The organism is Paracoccus mangrovi (genome assembly GCF_042648425.1).
Lineage (GTDB): Bacteria > Pseudomonadota > Alphaproteobacteria > Rhodobacterales > Rhodobacteraceae > Paracoccus > Paracoccus mangrovi.
The window spans coordinates 115,447-136,097 of the sequence record NZ_JBHRXJ010000001.1 but is presented as its reverse complement, the minus strand read 5'-3'; the positions used below and the strand labels follow the sequence as shown (position 1 = coordinate 136,097).

Sequence of the window (20,651 nt, the reverse complement as noted above, 5' to 3'; positions counted from 1 at the left end):
CGCCATTATCCGTCCTCCAGCCGCAAAAGTGCCCCAAGGGCGAAAAACAGGGCCACGATGGGCGGCGCCCATCCGGCCAGCGCCGGCGGGATGCCGCCATTATCCCCCAGCACCTGCGCCAGATTGCGCAGAAAGAACAGCCCGATCCCACAGGCGAATGCGCTCAGCACCAGAATGCCGGTCTTGCGCCCGCGCATGTGTCGCATCGTGAACACGGCCGCGATCGCCACCATCGCGGCCATGAGCAGGGGCCGGGCCAGTTCCATATGGAACCAGACCTTGTGGCGTTGTGCCGAAAAGCCGGCGCGTTCCAGCCCGCGGATAAAGGCCGGCAATTGCCAGACCGGGACCGCCTCGGGCTTGCCGAAACTGTCGCGGATGCGGGCGGCGGTCAGGTCGGTGGGCAGTTCCAGCGTGGGCGCGGTGCGGGCCATCGCCTCGGGGTTGGGCTGGGTCAGCGGCCATTCCTTGGTATCGGTCAGCGCCCAGGCGCCATCGGTCAGCCGCGCCTCGGCGGCGTCGATGCGGCGCGTGGGGCCGATATCGGGGGAAAAGACGATGAAGGTCGCATCATAAAGCGTCGTCGCCTCGGGGCTGGCACGATTGGCGCGGATGACCACCTGGCCCTGGGTTTCGGACCCGTCGGGCGCGCGCGTGGGCAGAGCCTGGCGCAGCCAGACGGCATTGTCGCCGACGCTGACGGTCTGACCGCTGCCGGTCATGCGCGCCACCGCGTCGTCATAGCGTTTCGAGGTCGCGGCCACCATCGGGTTCATGACCGCTACCGACAAAAGCCCGACCAGCGCCGCCGTGACCGCCGGCGCCGCCAGCACCCGGATGCCGGACCGTCCCGCCGCCCGGATCGCCACCAGTTCGGAACTGCGCGACAGGCCCAGAAACAGCGAAATCCCCGCCAGCACCGTCATCAGCGGCATGATCGAATAGAAGCTGGCGGTGATATTGAGAAGCGACAGCACCGCCGCCCCCGACAGGCCGATATTTTCGTCCGAAAAGCGCCGGATCTGTTCGACGATGTCGATCAGGAACAGGATGGCGCCAAAGATCGCGGCGATGATGATGAACATGCGCAGGAACCGCCGCGCGACATAGGCCGAAAGGATCATGCCGCGCCCCCCGTCCCGGTGGCGGATGCATCCGTGGATCCGCCGGGCTTCTGGCCCCCCCATTGCGGCGGACAGGGCCGGCGCGGCTTGGCCGCCAGCCACAGCGCCGCCGCGCAGATCGCGGCGCCCACCAGCGGCGGCAGATAGATCAGCGGCCAGCGCGAGGCATCCTGTGCCACCTGCGCCTCGGCGGCGGTGCCCAGAAACTGGACCACGATCAGCGCGACCACCGCCCAGATCACCTGTCGCCAGACGCCAAAGCGGCTGAACCCCCCGATCAACAGCATGGCAAAGCCCAGCATCGCCGCGACCGGCGACTGAAAGGGCTTGGCCAGCCGCTCATGCGCCTCGGCGCGGGCCTTGTCGGCGGTGGCGCCGGTGGCGGCCAGCATTTCGGGATCGGCGCGCAGCAGTTCGGGCGTCGAATAGGCGCGCAGGTCGCGCTTGCGTTCGCGGTTGCTGTCGACCAGCGTGACCATGTCATAGGCCAGTTCGGAAAACCGTGTCACCGACAGGCTTTGACGCCCGCCGCTGAGTCGCAGGTTCTGGACCATGCCCTGCATCATCACCAGCCGGGGGCCGGCCTCGGTGCGGATCACCAGCGCCTCATTGGCGGTATAGGTCACCTGTTCGGCGGGATCGCGCGCATCTTCGAGAAAGAAATAGAGCAGCCGCCCGTCCGGTGCGATTTCGCTGATATACAGCGTCACGCCGGGGACCGGATATTGAAACGAGCCCGCGCGCAGGAATTGCGCGGTAACGTTCTGGGCGATCTCGGCCTGGCGGTCGGCAAGGCGCGCGCGCGCCATCGGCACGAAGGAATGCACCAGCAGCGCCACCATCACCCCCACCAGCACCCCAAAGACCAGAACCGGCCGCGCCAGCCGCCAGGGCGAAAGCCCGGCCGCCTGCATCGCCACCAGTTCGGATTCCGATGACAGCCGGTTGGTGCCATAGGCGCTGGCCGTGAAGGCCGCGATGGGCAGCACGATCGAGATCACCAAAGGCAGTGTCAGCGCGGTGAATTCCAGCACCACCAGCGCCGTCTGACCGTCCGAAATCAACTGTTCGAACAGCGACACCGCGCGGTTGATCCAATAGACAGAGACCAGCACCAGCGCGAAGAACCCGAACAATGTCAGGAACTGCGACAGAATGTAGCGGTCGATCTGGGGCATGGAGGCTCTCTGGGCTCGGGCCAGACTTGATTAGCGGTTGCGCGCCGGTTGGGAAAGCCCCGGCTCTGGTCATTGGCGGCCGGCGTGGCTAATTTCCCCGGCACAGTTCAATGTGAAAGGCATGAGCATGACCCATCCGGTCGAAATCAATTTCATGGCAATGGATACTTCGGACCTGGCGGCGCGTACCGGGCGCATCGCTGTTCTGGTCCCGCAGACCGGCAAGCTGCCCGGCGGTTTGCCCCGCCCCACGCGCGAAGCCGCGATGCGGGCGCTGGCATCCGACGCCTGGGCCGAGGTCAAGCCGGGCAAGGCGCTTGAGCTGGCCTTTCCCGCCGGCCTGAAGGCCGAGGCGCTGCAACTGGTCAGCCTGCCGCGCAGCACCGATACCGCGACCGCCCGCGCCGCCGGCGCCAGCATTGGCGCCCGGCTGGGCAAATCCGATCTTTTGGTGATCGCCGAGGCGCATCCCCGCGCCGCCGACGTGGCCCAGGGGCTGGCGCTGCGGGCCTATGATTTTTCCGCCTACAAGACCAAGAAAAAGGATGCCGGCGACGACAAGGCCGAAAGCAAGACGGGCAGCAAGAGCGGCGCCAAGGCCGATGCCGATGCCCCGGCGCGCGGCCGCGTCCATTTCATGCACAAGGATCCCGAGGCGCTGAGCAAGGCCAGCCATGATGGCGCCGCCGTGGCCGAGGGCGTGTTCTTTACCCGCGATCTGGTCAACGAGCCGGCCAATGTGCTGACCACGAGCGATTTCGCCGACCGGCTGCTGGCCATGCGCGAACTGGGCCTTGAGGTCGAGGTGCTGGACGAGGCGGATCTGGCCAAGCTGGGCATGCGCGCGCTTTTGGGTGTCGGGCAGGGTTCGGAAAGCCCGTCCAAGGTCGTGGTGATGCGCTGGAACGGCGGCAAGAAGAAAGAGCCGCCGCTGGCGCTTGTGGGCAAGGGCGTGGTCTTTGACACCGGGGGCATCTCGATCAAGCCCGCCGCCGGCATGGAAGAGATGACCATGGACATGGGCGGCGCGGGCGTGGTCGCGGGCGTCATGCGCGTCCTGGCGCTGCGCCGGGCAAAGGCCAATGTCATCGGTCTGGTCGGGCTGGTCGAGAACATGCCCGACGGCAAGGCCCAGCGTCCGGGCGATATCGTGAAGTCGATGAAGGGCGACACGATCGAGGTCATCAATACCGATGCCGAGGGGCGTCTGGTTCTGGCCGATGTGCTCTGGCTCGCGCAGGAGCGTTTCAAACCCGCCGCCGTGATCGATCTTGCGACGCTGACCGGGGCGGTGATCATCGCGCTTGGGCATGAAAACGCGGGCGTTTTCTCGAATGACGACAAGCTGGCGGATGCGGTGCTGAAGGCCGCGAAAGCCGAGGGCGAGGGGGCATGGCGGCTGCCGCTGGCGCCGGCCTATGACAAGCTGATCGATTCGCGGCTGGCCGATATCAAGAATACCGGCGGCCGTCCCGCCGGTTCGATCACCGCCGCGCAGTTCCTGCAACGCTTCATCGAAAAGGACATGCCCTGGGTGCATCTGGACATTGCCGGGGTGGCGCTGCCGCCCGGCGAGACCGCGATGGCGCCCAAGGGTGCGACCGGCTGGGGCGTGATGACGCTGGACCGGCTGGTGCGTGACCGTTTCGAGACCAAGGCCTGATGGGCAATGCCCTGTTCTATCACCTGACCCGTTCGGGTCCGGCGCAGCTTTTGCCGATGCTGATCGGCAAAAGCCTTCAGGCCGGCTGGCGGGTCGAGTTGCGGGGCAGGGACCGCGCGCGTCAGGTGGCGCTGGACGAGGCGCTTTGGCAGGGCGAGGGATTTTTGCCCCATGGCCTTGCCGGCGGCCCCCATGACGACCGTCAGCCGGTTCTGCTGACGGTCGAGGGGCAGGAGGCCACCAATGCGCCGCGCTGTCTGATCGCGCTGGACGGGGCCGGGGTGACCGGCCCCGAATGCGCGGGGCTCGAGCGGGCCTGCGTGGTGTTCGACGGCAATGATCCGGCCGAGCTGGAACGTGCGCGCGGGCTGTGGCGGGCGCTGAAGGAGGCGGGCGTCACGGCCGAATACTGGTCCGAGGCGGATGGCCGCTGGGAGCGCAAGCAATAGGGGGCGCTGCCCCCCTCGGAGCTTGCGCTCCGAGTCCCCCGGGATATTTGGGCATGAAAGACGGGTTCAGCGTTCGAGGATCAGGCGGCCCTGTTCGATGCTGACGCGGGCGAAGCGCGACAGATAGGACATGCCCATCAGCGACTGGTCGAGATCGGAGCGCAGCACCATGGCCGGCACGCCCTGATCGCTGATATCGCCGATGGCGACGCTGTCGAGGCGGACGGGGGCGGTGTCGACCGTGCCGTTGGCGGTCTGTGCCTGGCCGATATAGGCGAGGTTTTCCAGATCGATGCCCGCGCGTTCGGCATCGCGCGGACCAAGCGCGATGCTGCTTGCGCCGGTGTCGATGACGAAGCGGATGGCGACGCCGTTCACCTGTGCGGTCAGGTGGTAATGGCCGTCATTGCCGACCGGCACCTCGATGCGGTTGCCTTCGAGGATGCGGGCCTCGGGCGAGATGGTGTTGCGGATATCGGGCCAGAGACCGGCAAGCGCGATGGCACCAAGAAAGATCATGCCCCAGGCTGCCGCCATGCGCAGCGTCTTGCCCGGGCGTTCGCGCAGTTCGACCAGGAGGAAGCCACCGACCGCGATGAGCAGCAGCACCAGATAGGCGATGCGGGCGAAATTCTCGCCCATCAGAACAGCCCCGAGCCCTTGAGCCCGTCGATCACGAACTGGATCGAAAGTGCCGCCAGCAGCATGCCGAAGAGCCGGGTGACCACCATCGTGCCGGTGCGGCCCAGCACCCGCGCGATCGGATCGGCCAGCGCGAAAAAGCCCGCCGCGATCCCCAGCACCGCCAGCATCACCACATGGATCATCAGCGTATGGGTCGGCCCCGGATTTTCGCCCACGAGCAGGATCATCGTGGCCAGCGCCCCCGGCCCGGCCAGAAGCGGCGTGGCCAGCGGAAAGACCGAAGGATCGTGATCGTCGTCGCGGGTCTGACCCTCGCGCCGTTCGGTCCGGCGTTCGAAAAGCATGTCGAGCGCGGTCAGAAACAGCAGCATTCCGCCCGCGATGCGGAAGGCCGGCAGCGAGATGCCGATCACCGTCAGGATCGATTCGCCCGCCAGCCCGAAGAGCGTGAGCAGCACCGCCGCGATGGCCAGCGCACGCCAGCCGATTCGCCGCCGGCGCTGCGGCGTCATGTCGCGCGTAAGCGCGATGAACAGCGGCGCAAGCCCCACCGGGTCGATCACGACAAAGAGCGTGACAAAGGCGCTGATGATCTGTGTGCTGTCCATGATCACGCTATATCGCCCGGATTTTCCGCGAAGAAAAGGACCTGCCTTGTGCAGGGCGGGGGGCAGGGTCGGTCTTGCGCTCTGCGGGGCCGGGCCGCGTTTGGGCTTTGCAATGGGCGCCGCAAATCCCTAAATATGCACCATCAACGCCGGCTCTGCCGGCAAGGGAGAGTTAGAAATGCTGAACAATATCGGCCTTCCCGGCCTGTTGCTGATCGCGGTGGTGGTGCTGGTGCTTTTCGGGCGCGGCAAGGTCTCGTCGCTGATGGGCGAGGTGGGCAAGGGCATCACCGCCTTCAAAAAGGGCGTGAAGGATGGCGCCGACGAGTATGAGCGCGCGGCCGACGAGGCCAAGACGCCCATCACCGATGACGCCGCTCAGGCGCGCAGCAAGGCGGACGAGGCGCTGCGCGACGTGACGCCGCGCGACGGCAGCCGTTCGTAACCCGCGCGGACACCGGACATGCTGGATATCGGCTGGAGCGAGCTTCTGCTGATTGGCGTGGTTGCGCTGATCGTCATCGGGCCAAAGGATTTGCCGCATATGTTTCACGCGCTTGGCCGGATCACGGCGCGGGCGCGGGCGATGGCGCGCGAATTTTCAAGCGCGATGGAGGATGCGGCGAAATCGACCGGGCTTGACGAGGCGGGCAATGCGCTGCGCGACGTCAAGTCGCTGACCTCGAAAAAGGCGCTGGGGCTGGATGCGCTGGAACGCGCCGCCGACCGTTTCGAGAAATGGGATCCGAAGCTGCCGGCGCGCAACGGTTCGGCGACGCCCGATCCCGGACAGGCCGCGCCGGCCGCGACGGATGGCCAGAGCCCGGCTAGCGCCGCGCCCGCCGGTTCTGGTGCCGCGATGCCGCCGGCGCCGGGCGTCAGCGCCCCGCCGGTCGCCACAGAGCACGAGCCCGGAAAACGCCGTCTGCATGCGGTGCGCCGCTCTGATACGAAAGAGACCTGAGTGTCCGCCCAGACCAAACGCCCCGACGAAATCGACGACAGTTCGGCCCCGCTGATCGAGCATCTGGCCGAGCTGCGTTCCCGCCTGATCTGGTCGGCGCTGGCCTTCATCGCCGCCATGGTCGTTTGCTATGCGGTCTGGCAGCCGATCTACAACTTTCTGACCCAGCCGATCTGTCAGGCGCTGACCGCGCGTGGCCAGAGCTGTCAGTTGCAGATCATCAAGCTGCAAGAGGGCTTTTTCACCGCCATCAATATCAGCTTTTTCGGCGGTTTCGTGCTGTCGTTTCCGGTGATCGGCTATCAGCTTTGGCGCTTTGTCGCGCCGGGGCTTTACCGCAGCGAAAAGGCGGCTTTCATGCCGTTCCTTCTGGCCTCGCCGATCATGTTCCTGATCGGGGCGGCCTTCGCCTATTATGTCATTCTGCCAATGGCTTATGACTTTTTCCTGAGCTTTCAACAGGCGCCGGTGGTGGCCACCAGCGACGAGGTGACGACCACGGGCAATGTGGTCGGGATCGCGTTTCAGGGCTCGATGCAGGAATATCTGGGGCTGACGCAGAAGTTCCTGTTGGCTTTCGGGCTGTCCTTTCAGCTGCCGGTGGCGCTGACCCTGATGGGGAAGGCGGGGCTGGTGTCGTCCGAGGGGCTGGCCAGCGTGCGGCGCTATGCCATCGTGGTCATCCTGATCATGGCGGCCATCGTGACGCCGCCCGATGTGATAAGCCAGTCGGTGCTTTTTGCCGTGGTCTATGGCCTTTACGAGATTTCGATCCAGCTTGTCGCCCGCATCGAACGCCGCCGTGCCCGCGAGGAAAAGGAAGCCGATGTCTAAAAAGGTCCTGGCCCGCATCGCTGGCGCGCTTGAGCGGATGGCGCCGCCGCCCGCACCCGCGCCCAGCTTTGCCGAAGCCCCGGCCTATGTCTGGCAGACCGATCCCGACCGGCTTGAACCGGTCGAGCGGGTGAACCGGGTCGATCTGGTGCAGCTGATCGGCATCGACCGGGCCAAGGACACGCTTTTGGCCAATACGCTGCAATTCGCGCGCGGCCATGCGGCGAACAACGCCCTGCTTTGGGGATCGCGGGGGATGGGCAAGTCCTCGCTGGTCAAATCCGTCCATGCCGAGGCCGTGGCCCAGGGACTGCCCCTGGTGCTGGTCGAAATCGCGCGCGAGGATCTGGGTTCGGTCGGGCGGCTCTTGGCGATCCTGGGCCGCGCGTATGAGCGGCGGTTCCTGCTGTTTTCGGACGATCTGTCCTTCAGCCATGACGATACGCAATATAAATCGCTGAAGGCGGTGCTGGACGGGGGTATTTCTGGCCGGCCGGCGAACGTGATCCTGTATGCGACCTCGAACCGGCGCCACCTGATGCCGCGCGACATGATCGAGAACGAGCGCTCGACCGCGATCCAGCCCGGCGAGGCGGTCGAGGAAAAGGTCTCGCTTTCGGATCGTTTCGGGCTGTGGCTGGGTTTCCACCCGTGCAGTCAGGACGAATATCTGGCCATGGTGCGCGGCTATTGCGACGCCTATGGGGTCAGGATCGCCGAGGACCAGCTGCGCGCCGAGGCCATCGAATGGCAGGCCACGCGCGGCTCACGCTCGGGCCGGGTGGCGTGGCAGTTCTTTACCGATCTGGCCGGGCGACAGGGGATCAGCGTCTGATCCGGGGGCGAAGGCGCTTTCCGTCTTTCAGACCGGTTGTCCCCTGCGTTCTGCGTCAAGGTTCGTCCGCGCGCGTCCCATTTTCGATCTCGGCGAGGATTGCGAAATTCATCCTTGTCGCGAATTCGATGAACGGCACCGGTTTCACAGCTAGAAGCGTCTGATTTTCCAGATAACTCAGCGCCTTGCCGTAACACATTTCCCGATCCGGGGCGGTGCTACAGGCGCGCAGGGCATTGCTCATGCATGGACACATCTGCGACCGATCATATGGTTTGCCGTCCCGATCCGACGCGAGTTTTTGCCGGCATTGACACGACAGCAGTTCGGGGACCGGTGTGTTTGTGTTTTCGGCTGCATGGTTTTCGCGCGAAAGAATGCCATCCTCTGGGTGACCCGCACAAAGGAAAACCTTGGCCGAGGACGGGAGTGCGGCGGCAAGAAAGCCCATCGCCGCATAGATTGCGATCTGTATTCTCAAGGCTTTTCGCATTCCCGGGGACTTGTGCCTTGGTGTCGTTCACATCGACAAACGGGGGCACGCTTCTCAGCGGCAGGCCCTGCGCCTTTCGGCGCCCGGCCGGGCGGATATCGGGGTCGAGGCGCCGGACCTTCAGGGCGCCGTGACCGCATACACGGTGGCACCGCCCGGACCGCGTGGCAATCGCCTGCTACAAAAAAACCGCGCCCCGGTTCGGGGCGCGGAAAGGCATTCCTGTCTCAGCCACGGCGCAATTGTTGCAAGAGTTCGGCCGAGGGCTCACCCGTGACCGGCAGGCCACGCGACTGCTGATAGGCGCGAATGGCCGTGGTCGTGTTCGAGCCGACATTGCCGTCCACGCCCTGCGTGTCGAAGCCGCGCGCGGTCAGCAGTTCCTGCATTTCCTTGCGCTGTTCGATGCGCAGGCCGGGATGGTCGGCGGGCCAGGGATTGGCCAGCCCCGGATAGCCTTTCAGCCGGTCGGCCAGATGCGACACCGCCAGCGCATAGCTGTCGGCATTGTTATAGCGCAGGATGGCGTGGAAATTGCGGGTGATCAGGAAGGCCGCGCCATTGCGCCCACCCGGCACGATCAGTTCGGTCGCGGTGCCGCCCGGGGGCAGGGGACGCTGATTGGCCTGCCGCACGCCCATGGATTGCCATTCCGAAACCGAGCGCCGCTTGCCCTTGCCGGCCAGCCCCATGTTGAAGCCCGGCGGCAAAGTGACCTCGACCGCCGCCGGCAGGCCGCGCTGCCAGCCCGATTTGGCCAGATAATTCGCCGTCGAGGCCAGCGAGTCGCTGGGATCGTTCGACCAGATGTCGCGCCGCCCGTCGCCAGTGAAGTCGGCGGCATAGGCCAGATAGGTGGTCGGGATGAACTGGGTATGGCCCATGGCGCCGGCCCAGCTGCCGCTCATATGGGCGGGGTCGATATCGCCCGATTGCAGGATGCGCAGCGCGCCGATCAGCTGGCTGCGGAAAAATCCGTCGCGATACCCCTCATAGCTGAGCGTGGACAGCGCCTCGATCACCGGCATGTCGCCGCGCCGCTCGCCATAGGTGGATTCCATGCCCCAGACGGCGGTGACGACCTCTTTGTCGACGCCATAGGCGGCCTCGACCCGGTTCAGCACGCCGCCATATTGCGCCAATGCGGCGCGGCCATTGGTCTGGCGCTTTTCGGAAACCGCGTTTTCCAGATATTCCCACAGCGATTTCTTGAACTCGGCCTGATTCTGGCTGCGGCGCATCACCTCGGGGTTGTAGGTCACATCGGCAAAGGCGCGGTCCAGCGTCGCGTCGCTGATCCCCTGTGCGCGGGCCTGTGCGCGGAAATTCTGGACCCAGCCCTGCATGCCGGCGACCTTGGCGGCGGGCGGGTTCTGGTTGCGGCCCCATTTGATCTCTTGCGTGACCTGGCCGACACCGCCGGGGTTGTAATTGCCCACCGAGCATGAGGCGAGGATCATGGTCAGGGCGGTCAGTCCCGCCGCGAGCTTCAGTGAATGGCGCATCAATGTCCCCTGATTTGCGATTTTGAAACAGCCTAGCGGGGTGACGGCCGCACCGAAAGCCGAAACCTTCGGCCCGTGCGGCGGCGCGCCTAAAGCGGCCAGGTGATCAGAAGCATCGGCACGGCGACGGCGGTGACGATGATTTCCAAGGGCAGGCCGATCCGCCAGTAATCGGAAAAGCGATAGCCGCCCGGCCCCATGACGATGGTGTTGTTCTGATGCCCGATGGGCGTCAGGAACGCGCATGAGGCGCCGACCGCGATCGCCATCAGATAGGTGTCGGGATTGGTGCCGGTGGTTTCCGCAAGGCTCAGCCCCACGGGCGCGGCCAGAATCGCGGTCGCGTTATTGTTCAGCACGTCCGAGATGAACATGGTCGCCACCAGCAAGAGCGTGACCGCCACCCATGGCGGCAACCCTTGCGTGGCGCGCGCCAGCCAGCCCGCCACAAGATCGGATGCCCCCGTCGTTTCCATCGCCAGCCCCAGCGGGATCATCGCGCCCAGAAGCACGATCACCGGCCAGTCGACATGGTCATAGATTTCCTCGGCCGTCAGCACATGGCCCAGCACATAACCGACCAGCACGACGCCAAGTGCAATGGGCATGCTGATCCAGCCAAAGCTGACCGCGATCAGCGCCAGTGCGAAAAGCCCGATGGCAAAGGTCGCGCGGCTTTCCTTGACCACCGGCTCGGCCCCGTTCAGCGGCATCACATGCAGCCATTCGACGACCTGTTCGGCCCGCGCCTCGGGCACCAGCAAAAGCAGGATATCGCCGGGCTGGATGCGGGTGTCGCGCAGATGCGCGCGCACGGTGCGGCCCTGACGGATGATGCCCAGAAGCACGGAATCGTAATCCTGACCCAGGCGCAGCTGGCGCGCGGTGCGGCCGATCAGGCGCGACTGCTTGGTGGCGACGGTTTCGATCATCGTCTGCCCCTCGCGCGCGATCAGCGGGGCGTCCGCGTCGCGGCCATCGGGATAGGAAAGGCCCATCTCGACGCGCAGCTCCTCAAGCGCGGCGGGGGCGGCATGCAAGAGCAGGATATCGCCCAGATCGGCGGTGACCTCTTCGGGGCGGCCGTAAAGCCTGCGGCCGCGCCGGGTCACCGCCACCACCCCGGCATTGGCCTTATCGGCGGCGGCCTCGATCTCGGCGCGGGTCATGCCGGCGGCGCGGCTGCCCTCGCCCACCACCAGTTCGGCGACATATTCGCGCATCTGTTTTTCGGCGCCCTCGTCCAGATCCGGGCGCCGGGGCAGCAGCCGCCAGCCGATCAGCGCGACAAAGGCCAGCCCGGCCAGCGCCACCGCGCCGCCGACCGGGGTAAAGTCGAACATGCCAAAGGGTTCGCCCGTGGCCTCGGCCCGAAAGCCCGACACGATCAGGTTCGGCGGCGTCCCGATCAGCGTCACCATGCCGCCCAGAATGGTCAGAAAGGCCAGCGGCATCAGCGTCAGCGCGGCCGAGCGCCCGGCCTTGCGCGCCGTCTGCATGTCGAGCGGCATCAGAAGCGCCAGCGCGGTGACATTGTTCATCACCGCCGAAAGCGCCGCCCCAACCCCGCCCAGCCGCAACAGATGCAGCGGAACCGGCGCCTCGGGTCGGGCAATATAGCGCCCCAGAAGATGCACCGCGCCCGTCCGCATCAAGCCCGCCGAGACCACCAGCACCAGCGCCACGGTGATGACGGCGGGATGGGCAAAGCCCGAAAATGCCTGATCCGCCGGCACGAGGCCCAGAAGCACCCCCGCGATCAGCCCGGCAAAGGCCACGATGTCATGGCGCCACCGCCCCCAGATCAGCGCCGCGATCAGCACCGCGAAAAGGCCAAAGAGGGTGATCTGATCCTGTGTCATCGGGTCCCCTTGTCGCGTCGCAGGCTTTTGCGGGTGAGGTGGCGGCTTTGCTCAGGGCCAATGCCTGTCAGGGCGCGGGGTTCCCGCACAGGTGGAAAATGCCGGTCCCCCAATATGCGGACAAGGCGTCGGATGCCCGCGGCGATATGCGCCGAGGCAAAGCCGGGACCTGTCAGAAATACAGGCCTGCGGGGGGATTTGAGTGGGGGGAAAGTGCAGGCTTCTGTTGCCAGGTGCCTGCGAACCCCGCCTTACGCTGCTAGGCGCAAGGGCTTAAGTTTCGATCTTGCGAACTGCTTACGCAGCCAGCGCGACCGGAGCACGGTTGTCGTTGGCAACTGTACATTTTGCACCGATAACGGTGGTAGCTCACCGAGACAAAGATCAGCCCGTTCACAGTCTGTCGATCCTGTTTCACCCCCATAAGCCCCCAACGAAGGGTGATTTGGTGGAGGTGTCGGCTTCGCAGCCGAGTCCAGTCCAGCTAGTAAGACAGCCGTTTATGTCCATAGCCCCCGAAGGAGCAGGATCAAGATAAGCGTGGCCAGGGACAGCGTCAAGGTGGGGAGGTGCGAGTGGAGGCGGAGGAACCAAGGCGGGCGGAAGGGATTGTGCCGGGTTGGGGGAACCGCCGGTTCCCCCCTTGGCCCGCAGGCGGGCCAATTCCCCCCTCCGGGGATATTTTCATGAAGAAGAAAGAGCGTTTGCAGTGGTAGGGACAGGGCCGCCTGCGGCCCTGTCCCGGGGTGTCGGATCAGAAGCCGGCCTTGATCTTTTCGAATTCGGCCAGCTGCTTTTCGCGCTGCGCCGGATCGTTCGGGGTCTGGGCCAGGATCGGGGCGTCGACGGGCGAGAGGTTTGCCTTGACCGCGGGCTCGTCCTTAATGGTGTCCATGGCGACGGTCGAGGTATGGCCGTAGCCGATGGTGTCCAGAAGGCCCTTGGCCGCCGGCGGGGCGAGCCAGGCGTTGATGAAGTCATAGGCCTTGTCTTCCTTGCCCGGGCCATTCTTGAGGTTGATGAAACCGCAGAAGAAGGTCGAGCTGCCTTCCTTGGCGGCGCGCTGGAAGCCGACGGGGTAGTTTTCTGCCTGCAAAAGCACGACCGCGTCCTGCCAGGACCAGGCCACATCGACCGCGCCGGAGGCCATCAGCTGCGATTGCTGGGCGGGATCGGCCCAATAGGCGGCGACGTTCTGATGGGCCTTGCGCAGCCAGTCGGCGGCAGCCTGGAACTGTTCGTCGGTCACCTTGGTCCAGTCGGTCACGCCGGTGGCCAGATAGGCCAGCGCCCAGACATCGTCGGCGCTGTCGGGCAGCGAGGTGCGGCCCTGATATTTCGGGTCGATGAAGACGTTCAGGCTTGCGACATCCTCGGCGGGGACGGTTTCGGTGTTATAGGCGATGGCGGTCGCGCCCCAGTCGGTGGGGATGTACCAGACGCCCTGATCGTCCTTGAAGATCGGCGAGTTCAGGAATTGCGGGGCGATGGTGTCGAAGGCCGGGATCTTGGACACGTCCCAGGGTTCGATCAGCCCGGCGTCGCGGTATTTCGATACCATCTGTGCGCAGGGATGGGCGACGTCGGCCTTGAAGCCCGAAGCGAGCTTTTGATAGGCCTCGTCATCGTCGCCATAAAGCGCGAAGGTGGGCTGATCGCCGTTCTTGTCGACATAGCCTTGCCAGATCGCCGGTTCCTCGAAGCCGGCCCAGTCGAAGACCGTGAGTTCGGGATCGGCGGCGCGGGCGGGCTGGCTGATCGCCGTGCCGGCGAGGATCAGCGCGATGGCGGAGGAACGCAGGTGTTTCATCTGGGGCCTTTCGGTCAGTGGTGAGTGGCAGGATGGGGAAACGCTAGCCGGGTGGGGCGGTTGTCGCAAGCTTTGGTTGCGGGGGGCAGGTTGACTTTTTGGTGGGCGCCGTCCGGTTGAAATTTGTTTTCAATCAGATTGTTACCAGCGCCCAGAGGCGCCGCCGCCGCGCGATGAGCCGCCGCCAAAGCCCGATGAGCCGCCATCCGCGCGGCCGCGATAGGCGGGATTGCGTGCGTCGCGCAGGCGCTGGCCCGTTGCATCGTACCAGATCATGCGCGGCAGTGGCCGGGAACGGGTTTCGGACCAGTCGCAATGCGGGCAGTGCCGCGTCACCATTTCCTGCGCCACGAGATGGCCGCCATCGGGCTGGGCCGTCCGTTCGGGGGTGCTTTCGGTTCGCAAGCCCCTCTGGCCGCATTGCGGGCAGCGGTTGCGCCGCCAGATATTGCGGCCGATCCCGCCCAGAATCAGCAGCCAGACACCGCCAAAGAGAAACGGCAGCAGGCGCTCGATCAGGCCGGGCCGGGCGGGGGTAATGTCGTCGCCCTGTGCGGTCGGGCGCGCGATCTGGTCGATTATGGCCTGCGTGCCCTCGCGGATGCCCTGGGACATGCGCCCGTCGCGAAAATCGGGCAGGATGACCCCGCGCATGATGTCCTGGGCCAGGATGTCGGCGTCGTTTTCATAGCCGCGGCCCAGTTCGATCCGCGCTTCGCGATTGTCCTGCAAGACCAGCAGCATGAAACCGTCATTGCGCCGCGCATCGCCCACGCCCCAATGGTTGAACAGCCGGGTGGCAAAGGGTTCCAGCCCCTTCGTGCCGCCAAAGCGGGTGCGGTCGGGCAGGGTGACCACCGTGCCCTCGATCCCGGTTTCGTCGCGCAGCGCGGTCAGCGCCTGTTCGATGGTCTGCGCATCCTCGGGCATGAGCAGGCCGGCGAAATCGTTGACGGTCGTGGATTGCCATTGCGGCAATTCCTCGGTGCGGTCCTGGGCGCGCGCGGGCGCAAGACCCGTACACAGGATCACCAGCAAAAGGACGAGGCGGCGCATGATCTAGTCCCCGAGGATCTCGGGGCCGCCGGTGATCGCGGGATCGGGCGTGCCGATCGCCTTGTCGTCGCGGCCGGCGAAATCGACGCTGCGCAGGATGGTCTGAATGGCGGCGATGCGGGCGCGTTTCTTGTCATCTGAGCGGATGACCGTCCAGGGCGCGATGCCGGTATGGCTGCGCGAAAGCGTGTCGCGGATCGCCGCCGTGTAATCGTCCCATTTGCCCAGACCGTCCACGTCGATCGAGCTGAGCTTCCATTGCTTGAGCGGGTCCTTTTCACGGTCGAGAAAGCGCTTGAGCTGTTCGGCCCGGCCCACGTTCAGCCAAAGCTTGACCAGCGTGACCCCGTCATCGACCAGCATGTCCTCATACATGGGCAATTGGCGAAAAAAGGTTTCGCGCTGCGCGGCGTCGGAAAAGCCGAAAACCCGTTCGACCACGCCGCGATTGTACCAGCTGCGGTCGAACAGTGCGATTTCGCCCTTGGCCGGCAGCCAGTCGGTATAGCGCTGGAAATACCATTCGCCCGCCTCGCGTTCGCTGGGCTTGGGCAGCGCCACGATATAGGCCGAGCGCGGGTTCAGATTCTCGCGCACGCGTTCGATGGTGCCGCCCTTGCCGGCGGCGTCGCGCCCCTCGAACAGCACCACGATGCGTTTGCCGGCATGGATGACGTCGCGCATCAGCCGCACCAGCTGGACCTGCAACTGCGCCATATGGGCGTCGTAATCGCGCGATTTCATTTCCTCGCGATAGGGGTATGAGGGATCGAGAATGTCGTCCTTGCCCGCCTTTTCGATGGCCTTGCGGATGTCCTTGGGGGCCGATTTCTCGAAGTATTTCGTGATTTGGCCCACATAGGGCAGGTCGGGCTGTTCGCTCATGGTGTTCCGCGATTGCGCAAAGGGGTCACGGTGGCGATTATCGCCACGAAACCCTGAACGAGACAAGGCGCGACAATGTTCCCACGATCATGGACCCGGATGCTGGCGACGACGCTGATTTCGGGCGGCATGCTGTCCGGTCCCGGCCCGGTTCAGGCGCAGGGGCTTTGTCTTTGCCCGCTTTGCGCCCTTGGGCTGCAAAAGCTTTACCGCCAATCGACCGGGGCCATGTCGCCGGCGCTTGAGCCGGGCGACTGCCTGCGGATCTGGACCGGGGCCGAACTGCCCGATGCGGGTGCGCTGATCGCCTATCGGACCACGGCCGGCGCCGATAATCTGATGCGTGTCATCGCCTTGCCGGGGCAGCGCATCGCGGTGGTGGCGGGGGTTCCCGTCATCGACGGCGTGCCGGCCAAGCGTGAGCGGCTGGCCGATTACCGGATCGCGCCGGATCTGGCGGCGGGGCCGCTGGCCCTGTGCGGCAAAAGCGGCGGCTGCGATCTGCCGCGATTCCGCGAGACCTTGCCCAACGGCGCCAGCTATGAGGTGCTGGACGCGGTCTCGGGCAGCACTCTGGACGAGATGGCCGAGGTGACGGTGCCGCCGGCCCATGTCTTTGTCATGGGCGATCACCGCGACATTGCCATGGACAGCCGCCTTGGCCCGGAACTGGGGGGGCCGGGCATGGTGTCGCTGTTGCTGATGGTGGGGGTCATGGCGCCCGAAAGCGAACCCACGGCGCCCTAGATGCCGGGCGATGCGGCGGGGGAAGGTGATGGGGCGCAGGCGGTGCCGCGCGGCGGCGCCCCCGCGCCGGTTGACGCAAAAAAGGGGGCGCCGTGACCGGACGACTGTTGCAGGTGAGCGCGATCATCGCCGCGCTGCTCTTGGCGATATGGCTTTTGGTGACGGTCGGGGTGGCGCGGACCTATGATGTTTCGTTCATGAACCGCAGCGGGGCGTTTTTCCTCTGGGGGATGTTCTGGGTGCCCTTTCACCTGTTGGTGGCGGGGTTTCTGGCCGGTCGGCTCATGTCCCGATCTTCATCAGGTCGAATTCGGTCGTCTGATAGATCTCGTTGATCCAATTGCCGTAAAGCAGATGCGCGTGGCTGCGCCAGCGGTTGCTCGGCGGCTGGGACGGGTCGTCGTCGGGATAATAGTTTTCCGGCACGTCGATGGGTTTTCCGGCCACCACGTCGCGGTCATATTCGTCCTTGAGCGTCGTGCTGTCATATTCAAAGTGGTTGAACACATAAAGCGCGCGGTGCCCGGCATCCTCAAGCAGGCAGGGGCCGGCCTGATCGGATGCGATCAGCGTTTTCAGCGCGGGCCTTGCGTCGACCTCGTCCTGACGGACCTCGGTCCAGCGGCTGACAGGGACCAGAACATCGTCCGAAAATCCGCGCAGATAGGGGCTTGAGGGCGCAAGATTGCGATGGCGCAGGCAGCCAAAGGCCTTGTGGTCCAGCATGTGCTTTTCCAGCCCGTGGAAATGCCAGGCCATGGCCATGCCGCCCCAGCAGACGCCAAAGGTCGAATGGACATGGCTTTGGGTCCATTCAAAGACGCGGCTCAGCTCGTCCCAATAGGTCACCTCTTCAAAGGGCAGGTGCTCGATGGGCGCGCCGGTGATGATCAGGCCGTCGAATTTCTCGCCCGAGGCCTCGACCTCGGAAAAGCGGCGGTAAAAGGACTGCATGTGATCGGCCGCCGTGTTGCGGCTTTCGTGGTCCGACATGCGGATCAGATGAAAATCGATCTGAAGCGGCGTCGCCCCGATCAGGCGGGCGAACTGATTTTCGGTCTGGATCTTTTTCGGCATCAGGTTCAGCAGCGCGATGCGCAGCGGCCGGATGTCCTGGGTGGCCGCACGCCCCGGCGACATGACCATGACGCCCTCGTTCGACAGAATGTCAAAGGCGGGCAGGTCATTGGGCAGGGTGATGGGCATCATGCGTCCTTTCTGTCGGTCTTTCTGTCGATGGCCGTTCGTTCGATTGCGGTGCCGATCAGCCCGATCAGCTGGTCCGGGGTTCCGACCTCGGCGACTTCCTCGGCCAGAACGGTCACGCCGCGCCGGGCCATGGCCTCATAGCGGGGCTGGCGGTGGGCCAGCGCGCGGGCATAGGTCCAGCGGATGAAATCGTCGGGATTTACCTGATCTTCGCGCAGGCCTTTTTCAACCCGGTAATCGGTCCAGGCGCGGTCCAGGAAATCGGGCTGGTAATACATCGGCTTGGGCGCGCGGTCGAAACGGCGCACCAGTTCCTCGGTATGGGCGTCCGAACCCTTGATCCAGACCAGCAGCAATTCGCGTTCCAGCGCGTCCAGAACCGGATCGCGTTCCGCGAAAGGATCGACCACCTCGCAGACCGAGCCGCCGGAATCGCAGACGAAATTCCCCAGATTATAGATTTCGCGCGCGCGCCGGATGAAATGGCCGGTATCCAGCAGCGCCGCGATCTCGGCACTGCGGTGCTGATCCTGCCGGCGCATGTATTCGTCGAATTCCAGCCCGCCGCGGGTCACGCTTCCCGGTTTGCCCAGATAGGTCGACAGGGGGGCCAGATTTTCGAATGTGATGTTGCTGGCGATATAGACCGAATCCGACAAGAGCAGTTCGCGCAGGAACGGCACCTTCATCGCCTCGCGCTTGAAATTGTCGGCAATCAGCTCGCCCATATAGCGGGTGCCGATGCGGTAATCGACCGAATAGTGGAACCATTCCCCGGTCATGCGCAGCATCGAGGCCAGATGCGTCTTGCCCAGGCCCGACATGCCGAAAAACAGCACCCGCTTGCGCTGTGCCGCCAGCCACTCGGCTTTGGTCTTGTAAAGCATGGGCATTCCTTGTGTCCTTCGCGGTTAGTTAAGCGCATGCGCGGCTTTAGGGAAGGGGCCGGGCGATTGACTTTCGGACCCGCCATGGCAGGCTTTGCGCCTGCGCGGATATTTCAGGGGACGGGGAATGGCGTTCGGGCTTTTCATTGTACGGCTGTTTCTGGGCGTGCCCTTCATCATCTGGGGCATTGGCAAATTGCGCGGCGGCGATGCCAGGATCGCGCCGCTGATCGCCAAGCTCGACTTTCCCGATCCGAAATTCATGGCATTGATGGTGGCCATCTGCGAGACGGCGGGCGGGGTGGCGATCGTGCTGGGCTGGCCCTTGCGGACGGCGGCGCTGCTTTTGGGGCTTTGGTGCCTGTTGACCGGCTATCTTGAGCATCGCGGCAACCTGACCGAGTTTCTCAAGAACGTCACCATGGCGGGCGGGTTCTTTGCGCTGGTCGTTGTGGGCGGCGGCGCGCTGGCGTTGTTTGGCGGCGATGCGCCCGGCATTCTGGGCTGGCTGCCCTGACGGGCGCGCGCGGATGGATCGGGGCCGGGCCGGGTGGGGCCGGTTAGGGTCTGAACCGGCGAAACGGGGCTGGAAATGCGTCACGGCGGCGCTTTGCCTTTGTCGCCTGTGTTAACGAATCCGCTGTAGCGCGGCCCGGCCTTTCAGGCTATGATTCGCATCAGACCCGGAAAACGGGCGATGTATCGAGGCAGTGACGGCGGTATTCCATGACCGAGATGGTCTTTGGCACCACGCCCATTCGGGCGGGCGATCCGATTCTTCCACGCTGGTGGCGCACGCTTGACCGATGGTCCTTGGCATGCGTGCTGGGGCTGTTTGCCATGGGCTTGCTGCTGGGGCTCGCGGCCTCGGTGCCCTTGGCGGAAAAGAACGGGCTGCCGCAATTCTATTATGTCACCCGTCAGGCGGTGTTCGGCGGCGCGGCGATCGTGGCGATGCTGGTGGTGTCGACGTTTTCGCCGCGCATGGTGCGCCGGATCGGGGTGCTGGGCTTTCTGGCGGCCTTTCTGGTGGTGCTGGTCCTGCCCTTCATCGGCACCGATTTCGGCAAGGGCGCGGTGCGCTGGCTGCGGCTGCCGGGTGGGATGTCGGTCCAGCCCTCGGAATTCCTGAAGCCCTGTTTCGTCGCGGTCTGCGCATGGTTCATGGCCGCCAGTCAAGAGGTCGGCGGCCCGCCCGGCCGCGCCTATTCGGCGGCGGTGGCCGCGATCACGGTGGTGCTTCTGGCCTTGCAGCCCGATTTCGGACAGGCCTCGCTGGTGCTGTTTTCGTGGTGCGTGATGTATTTCATCGCCGGCGCGCCGCTGATGCTGCTGGTCGGCGTTCTGGCCTCGGCGATCATGGGCGGGTTCTTTGCCTATGGCGCGTCCGAACACTTTGCCCGCCGCATCGACGGGTTCCTGGCCTCGGATGTCGATCCGCGCACACAGCTTGGCTATGCCTGGAACGCCATCCAGGAGGGGGGCTTTTTCGGGGTCGGCGTCGGCGAGGGCTCGGTGAAATGGTCGCTGCCCGATGCCCATACCGATTTCATCATCGCCGTCGCCGCCGAGGAATACGGCCTGATCATGGTGATCGCGATCATCCTGCTTTATGGCGGCATCGTCGTGCGTTCGCTGTTCCGGCTGCGTGACGAGCGCGATCCCTTTGTGCGGATCGCGGGCACCGGCCTTGCATGCGCCTTTGGCGTGCAGGCGCTGATCAATATGGGCGTGGCGGTGCGGCTGTTGCCGGCCAAGGGGATGACGCTGCCTTTCGTCAGCTATGGCGGCTCGTCGGTCATCGCCTCGGGGATCGCCATGGGGATGCTGCTGGCGCTGACCCGCGCCCGTCCGCAGGGGCGCATGGGCGATGTGCTGGGCCGGGGCCGGAAATGAC

21 protein-coding genes and 1 other RNA gene are annotated in these 20,651 nt (G+C 65.2%); 9 read left to right on the top strand and 13 right to left on the bottom strand.

Going from position 1 to position 20,651, the window contains the following annotated elements:
- Nucleotides 1–5: 5 nt before the first annotated feature.
- Nucleotides 6–1,124 carry an LPS export ABC transporter permease LptG gene (gene lptG, locus ACFOMH_RS00660; protein WP_374425874.1) on the bottom strand — a complete coding sequence of 373 codons (1,119 nt, stop codon included), beginning with the start codon at nucleotides 1,122–1,124 and terminating at the stop codon, nucleotides 6–8.
- On the bottom strand, nucleotides 1,121–2,302 hold the full coding sequence (gene lptF, locus ACFOMH_RS00655; RefSeq protein ID WP_374425873.1) for an LPS export ABC transporter permease LptF: 1,182 nt from the start codon (nucleotides 2,300–2,302) through the stop codon (nucleotides 1,121–1,123). The genes lptG and lptF overlap by 4 nt, the downstream gene beginning before the upstream one ends.
- A gap of 127 nt (nucleotides 2,303–2,429) precedes the next feature.
- Here lptF and ACFOMH_RS00650 point away from each other — a divergent pair, with 127 nt between their 5' ends.
- Together ACFOMH_RS00650 and ACFOMH_RS00645 are read left to right on the top strand one after the other, a co-directional pair.
- Entirely contained in the window at nucleotides 2,430–3,965 is a 1,536-nt protein-coding gene (locus ACFOMH_RS00650; protein WP_377742370.1) for a leucyl aminopeptidase, read from the top strand.
- On the top strand, nucleotides 3,965–4,414 hold the full coding sequence (locus tag ACFOMH_RS00645; RefSeq protein ID WP_377741941.1) for a DNA polymerase III subunit chi: 450 nt from the start codon (nucleotides 3,965–3,967) through the stop codon (nucleotides 4,412–4,414). The genes ACFOMH_RS00650 and ACFOMH_RS00645 overlap by 1 nt, the downstream gene beginning before the upstream one ends.
- A 66-nt stretch (nucleotides 4,415–4,480) precedes the next feature.
- Here the strand turns inward: ACFOMH_RS00645 and ACFOMH_RS00640 are convergent, their stop codons facing one another.
- Together ACFOMH_RS00640 and ACFOMH_RS00635 are read right to left on the bottom strand one after the other, a co-directional pair.
- Nucleotides 4,481–5,056: a retropepsin-like aspartic protease family protein gene (locus tag ACFOMH_RS00640; RefSeq protein WP_377741940.1), complete on the bottom strand. Its 576-nt coding sequence runs from the start codon at nucleotides 5,054–5,056 to the stop codon at nucleotides 4,481–4,483.
- Nucleotides 5,056–5,667, bottom strand: a complete 612-nt coding sequence (locus ACFOMH_RS00635) for a MarC family protein (RefSeq protein ID WP_377741939.1) — start codon at nucleotides 5,665–5,667, stop codon at nucleotides 5,056–5,058. The genes ACFOMH_RS00640 and ACFOMH_RS00635 overlap by 1 nt, the downstream gene beginning before the upstream one ends.
- A gap of 178 nt (nucleotides 5,668–5,845) precedes the next feature.
- On the opposite strand from ACFOMH_RS00635, the gene ACFOMH_RS00630 reads away from it, so the two are divergent.
- Genes ACFOMH_RS00630 through ACFOMH_RS00615 form a run of 4 tightly spaced genes read left to right on the top strand, consistent with a single transcriptional unit; the run spans nucleotide 5,846 to nucleotide 8,300 of the window.
- On the top strand, nucleotides 5,846–6,112 hold the full coding sequence (locus ACFOMH_RS00630; RefSeq protein WP_374425869.1) for a twin-arginine translocase TatA/TatE family subunit: 267 nt from the start codon (nucleotides 5,846–5,848) through the stop codon (nucleotides 6,110–6,112).
- Between the two features lie 18 nt (nucleotides 6,113–6,130).
- Nucleotides 6,131–6,631 carry a Sec-independent protein translocase protein TatB gene (gene tatB / locus ACFOMH_RS00625; protein WP_374425868.1) on the top strand — a complete coding sequence of 167 codons (501 nt, stop codon included), beginning with the start codon at nucleotides 6,131–6,133 and terminating at the stop codon, nucleotides 6,629–6,631.
- Nucleotides 6,632–7,465 (top strand): twin-arginine translocase subunit TatC, encoded by an 834-nt coding sequence (gene tatC, locus ACFOMH_RS00620; RefSeq protein ID WP_374425867.1) that lies wholly within the window; start codon nucleotides 6,632–6,634, stop codon nucleotides 7,463–7,465.
- Nucleotides 7,458–8,300: an ATP-binding protein gene (locus ACFOMH_RS00615; protein WP_377741937.1), complete on the top strand. Its 843-nt coding sequence runs from the start codon at nucleotides 7,458–7,460 to the stop codon at nucleotides 8,298–8,300. The genes tatC and ACFOMH_RS00615 overlap by 8 nt, the downstream gene beginning before the upstream one ends.
- Before the next feature lie 55 nt (nucleotides 8,301–8,355).
- Here ACFOMH_RS00615 and ACFOMH_RS00610 read toward each other — a convergent pair whose 3' ends face one another.
- The 7 genes from ACFOMH_RS00610 to ppk2 form a co-directional block, all read right to left on the bottom strand.
- Nucleotides 8,356–8,751: a hypothetical protein gene (locus ACFOMH_RS00610; RefSeq protein ID WP_377741935.1), complete on the bottom strand. Its 396-nt coding sequence runs from the start codon at nucleotides 8,749–8,751 to the stop codon at nucleotides 8,356–8,358.
- A gap of 269 nt (nucleotides 8,752–9,020) precedes the next feature.
- Nucleotides 9,021–10,298, bottom strand: a complete 1,278-nt coding sequence (locus ACFOMH_RS00605; protein ID WP_374425864.1) for a lytic murein transglycosylase — start codon at nucleotides 10,296–10,298, stop codon at nucleotides 9,021–9,023.
- An 89-nt stretch (nucleotides 10,299–10,387) separates the two neighbouring features.
- Nucleotides 10,388–12,160, bottom strand: coding sequence for an SLC13 family permease (locus ACFOMH_RS00600; RefSeq protein WP_377741933.1), 1,773 nt, complete (start codon nucleotides 12,158–12,160; stop codon nucleotides 10,388–10,390).
- A gap of 212 nt (nucleotides 12,161–12,372) precedes the next feature.
- Nucleotides 12,373–12,724: a transfer-messenger RNA gene (ssrA, locus tag ACFOMH_RS00595) on the bottom strand.
- A gap of 190 nt (nucleotides 12,725–12,914) precedes the next feature.
- On the bottom strand, nucleotides 12,915–13,970 hold the full coding sequence (locus ACFOMH_RS00590) for an ABC transporter substrate-binding protein (RefSeq protein ID WP_374425862.1): 1,056 nt from the start codon (nucleotides 13,968–13,970) through the stop codon (nucleotides 12,915–12,917).
- Between the two features lie 141 nt (nucleotides 13,971–14,111).
- Nucleotides 14,112–15,026: a TPM domain-containing protein gene (locus tag ACFOMH_RS00585; protein ID WP_377741932.1), complete on the bottom strand. Its 915-nt coding sequence runs from the start codon at nucleotides 15,024–15,026 to the stop codon at nucleotides 14,112–14,114.
- Nucleotides 15,027–15,029: 3 nt separating this feature from the next.
- Nucleotides 15,030–15,911 carry a polyphosphate kinase 2 gene (gene ppk2, locus ACFOMH_RS00580; RefSeq protein ID WP_377741930.1) on the bottom strand — a complete coding sequence of 294 codons (882 nt, stop codon included), beginning with the start codon at nucleotides 15,909–15,911 and terminating at the stop codon, nucleotides 15,030–15,032.
- A gap of 75 nt (nucleotides 15,912–15,986) precedes the next feature.
- Here ppk2 and lepB point away from each other — a divergent pair, with 75 nt between their 5' ends.
- Nucleotides 15,987–16,658, top strand: coding sequence for a signal peptidase I (lepB, locus tag ACFOMH_RS00575; RefSeq protein WP_377741928.1), 672 nt, complete (start codon nucleotides 15,987–15,989; stop codon nucleotides 16,656–16,658).
- A gap of 282 nt (nucleotides 16,659–16,940) precedes the next feature.
- Here lepB and ACFOMH_RS00570 read toward each other — a convergent pair whose 3' ends face one another.
- Both ACFOMH_RS00570 and ACFOMH_RS00565 read right to left on the bottom strand, forming a co-directional pair.
- On the bottom strand, nucleotides 16,941–17,864 hold the full coding sequence (locus ACFOMH_RS00570; RefSeq protein WP_374425858.1) for a homoserine O-succinyltransferase: 924 nt from the start codon (nucleotides 17,862–17,864) through the stop codon (nucleotides 16,941–16,943).
- Entirely contained in the window at nucleotides 17,864–18,754 is an 891-nt protein-coding gene (locus ACFOMH_RS00565) for an ATPase (RefSeq protein WP_377742369.1), read from the bottom strand. The genes ACFOMH_RS00570 and ACFOMH_RS00565 overlap by 1 nt, the downstream gene beginning before the upstream one ends.
- A 127-nt stretch (nucleotides 18,755–18,881) precedes the next feature.
- On the opposite strand from ACFOMH_RS00565, the gene ACFOMH_RS00560 reads away from it, so the two are divergent.
- Together ACFOMH_RS00560 and ACFOMH_RS00555 are read left to right on the top strand one after the other, a co-directional pair.
- Entirely contained in the window at nucleotides 18,882–19,271 is a 390-nt protein-coding gene (locus ACFOMH_RS00560) for a DoxX family protein (protein WP_377741926.1), read from the top strand.
- Nucleotides 19,272–19,480: 209 nt separating this feature from the next.
- Nucleotides 19,481–20,650 (top strand): peptidoglycan glycosyltransferase FtsW, encoded by a 1,170-nt coding sequence (locus ACFOMH_RS00555; RefSeq protein ID WP_377741924.1) that lies wholly within the window; start codon nucleotides 19,481–19,483, stop codon nucleotides 20,648–20,650.
- Nucleotide 20,651: the final 1 nt, after the last annotated feature.

What these genes read in the sequence shown, in the direction of transcription:
- lptG (WP_374425874.1), bottom strand. Translation starts at nt 1,124, where the DNA reads ATGATCCTTTCGGCCTATGTCGCGCGGCGGTTCCTGCGCATGTTCATC.
- lptF (WP_374425873.1), bottom strand. Translation starts at nt 2,302, where the DNA reads ATGCCCCAGATCGACCGCTACATTCTGTCGCAGTTCCTGACATTGTTC.
- ACFOMH_RS00650 (WP_377742370.1), top strand. Translation starts at nt 2,430, where the DNA reads ATGACCCATCCGGTCGAAATCAATTTCATGGCAATGGATACTTCGGAC.
- ACFOMH_RS00645 (WP_377741941.1), top strand. Translation starts at nt 3,965, where the DNA reads ATGGGCAATGCCCTGTTCTATCACCTGACCCGTTCGGGTCCGGCGCAG.
- ACFOMH_RS00640 (WP_377741940.1), bottom strand. Translation starts at nt 5,056, where the DNA reads ATGGGCGAGAATTTCGCCCGCATCGCCTATCTGGTGCTGCTGCTCATC.
- ACFOMH_RS00635 (WP_377741939.1), bottom strand. Translation starts at nt 5,667, where the DNA reads ATGGACAGCACACAGATCATCAGCGCCTTTGTCACGCTCTTTGTCGTG.
- ACFOMH_RS00630 (WP_374425869.1), top strand. Translation starts at nt 5,846, where the DNA reads ATGCTGAACAATATCGGCCTTCCCGGCCTGTTGCTGATCGCGGTGGTG.
- tatB (WP_374425868.1), top strand. Translation starts at nt 6,131, where the DNA reads ATGCTGGATATCGGCTGGAGCGAGCTTCTGCTGATTGGCGTGGTTGCG.
- ACFOMH_RS00615 (WP_377741937.1), top strand. Translation starts at nt 7,458, where the DNA reads ATGTCTAAAAAGGTCCTGGCCCGCATCGCTGGCGCGCTTGAGCGGATG.
- ACFOMH_RS00610 (WP_377741935.1), bottom strand. Translation starts at nt 8,751, where the DNA reads ATGGGCTTTCTTGCCGCCGCACTCCCGTCCTCGGCCAAGGTTTTCCTT.
- ACFOMH_RS00605 (WP_374425864.1), bottom strand. Translation starts at nt 10,298, where the DNA reads ATGCGCCATTCACTGAAGCTCGCGGCGGGACTGACCGCCCTGACCATG.
- ACFOMH_RS00600 (WP_377741933.1), bottom strand. Translation starts at nt 12,160, where the DNA reads ATGACACAGGATCAGATCACCCTCTTTGGCCTTTTCGCGGTGCTGATC.
- ACFOMH_RS00590 (WP_374425862.1), bottom strand. Translation starts at nt 13,970, where the DNA reads ATGAAACACCTGCGTTCCTCCGCCATCGCGCTGATCCTCGCCGGCACG.
- ACFOMH_RS00585 (WP_377741932.1), bottom strand. Translation starts at nt 15,026, where the DNA reads ATGCGCCGCCTCGTCCTTTTGCTGGTGATCCTGTGTACGGGTCTTGCG.
- ppk2 (WP_377741930.1), bottom strand. Translation starts at nt 15,911, where the DNA reads ATGAGCGAACAGCCCGACCTGCCCTATGTGGGCCAAATCACGAAATAC.
- lepB (WP_377741928.1), top strand. Translation starts at nt 15,987, where the DNA reads ATGTTCCCACGATCATGGACCCGGATGCTGGCGACGACGCTGATTTCG.
- ACFOMH_RS00570 (WP_374425858.1), bottom strand. Translation starts at nt 17,864, where the DNA reads ATGCCCATCACCCTGCCCAATGACCTGCCCGCCTTTGACATTCTGTCG.
- ACFOMH_RS00565 (WP_377742369.1), bottom strand. Translation starts at nt 18,754, where the DNA reads ATGCTTTACAAGACCAAAGCCGAGTGGCTGGCGGCACAGCGCAAGCGG.
- ACFOMH_RS00560 (WP_377741926.1), top strand. Translation starts at nt 18,882, where the DNA reads ATGGCGTTCGGGCTTTTCATTGTACGGCTGTTTCTGGGCGTGCCCTTC.
- ACFOMH_RS00555 (WP_377741924.1), top strand. Translation starts at nt 19,481, where the DNA reads ATGACCGAGATGGTCTTTGGCACCACGCCCATTCGGGCGGGCGATCCG.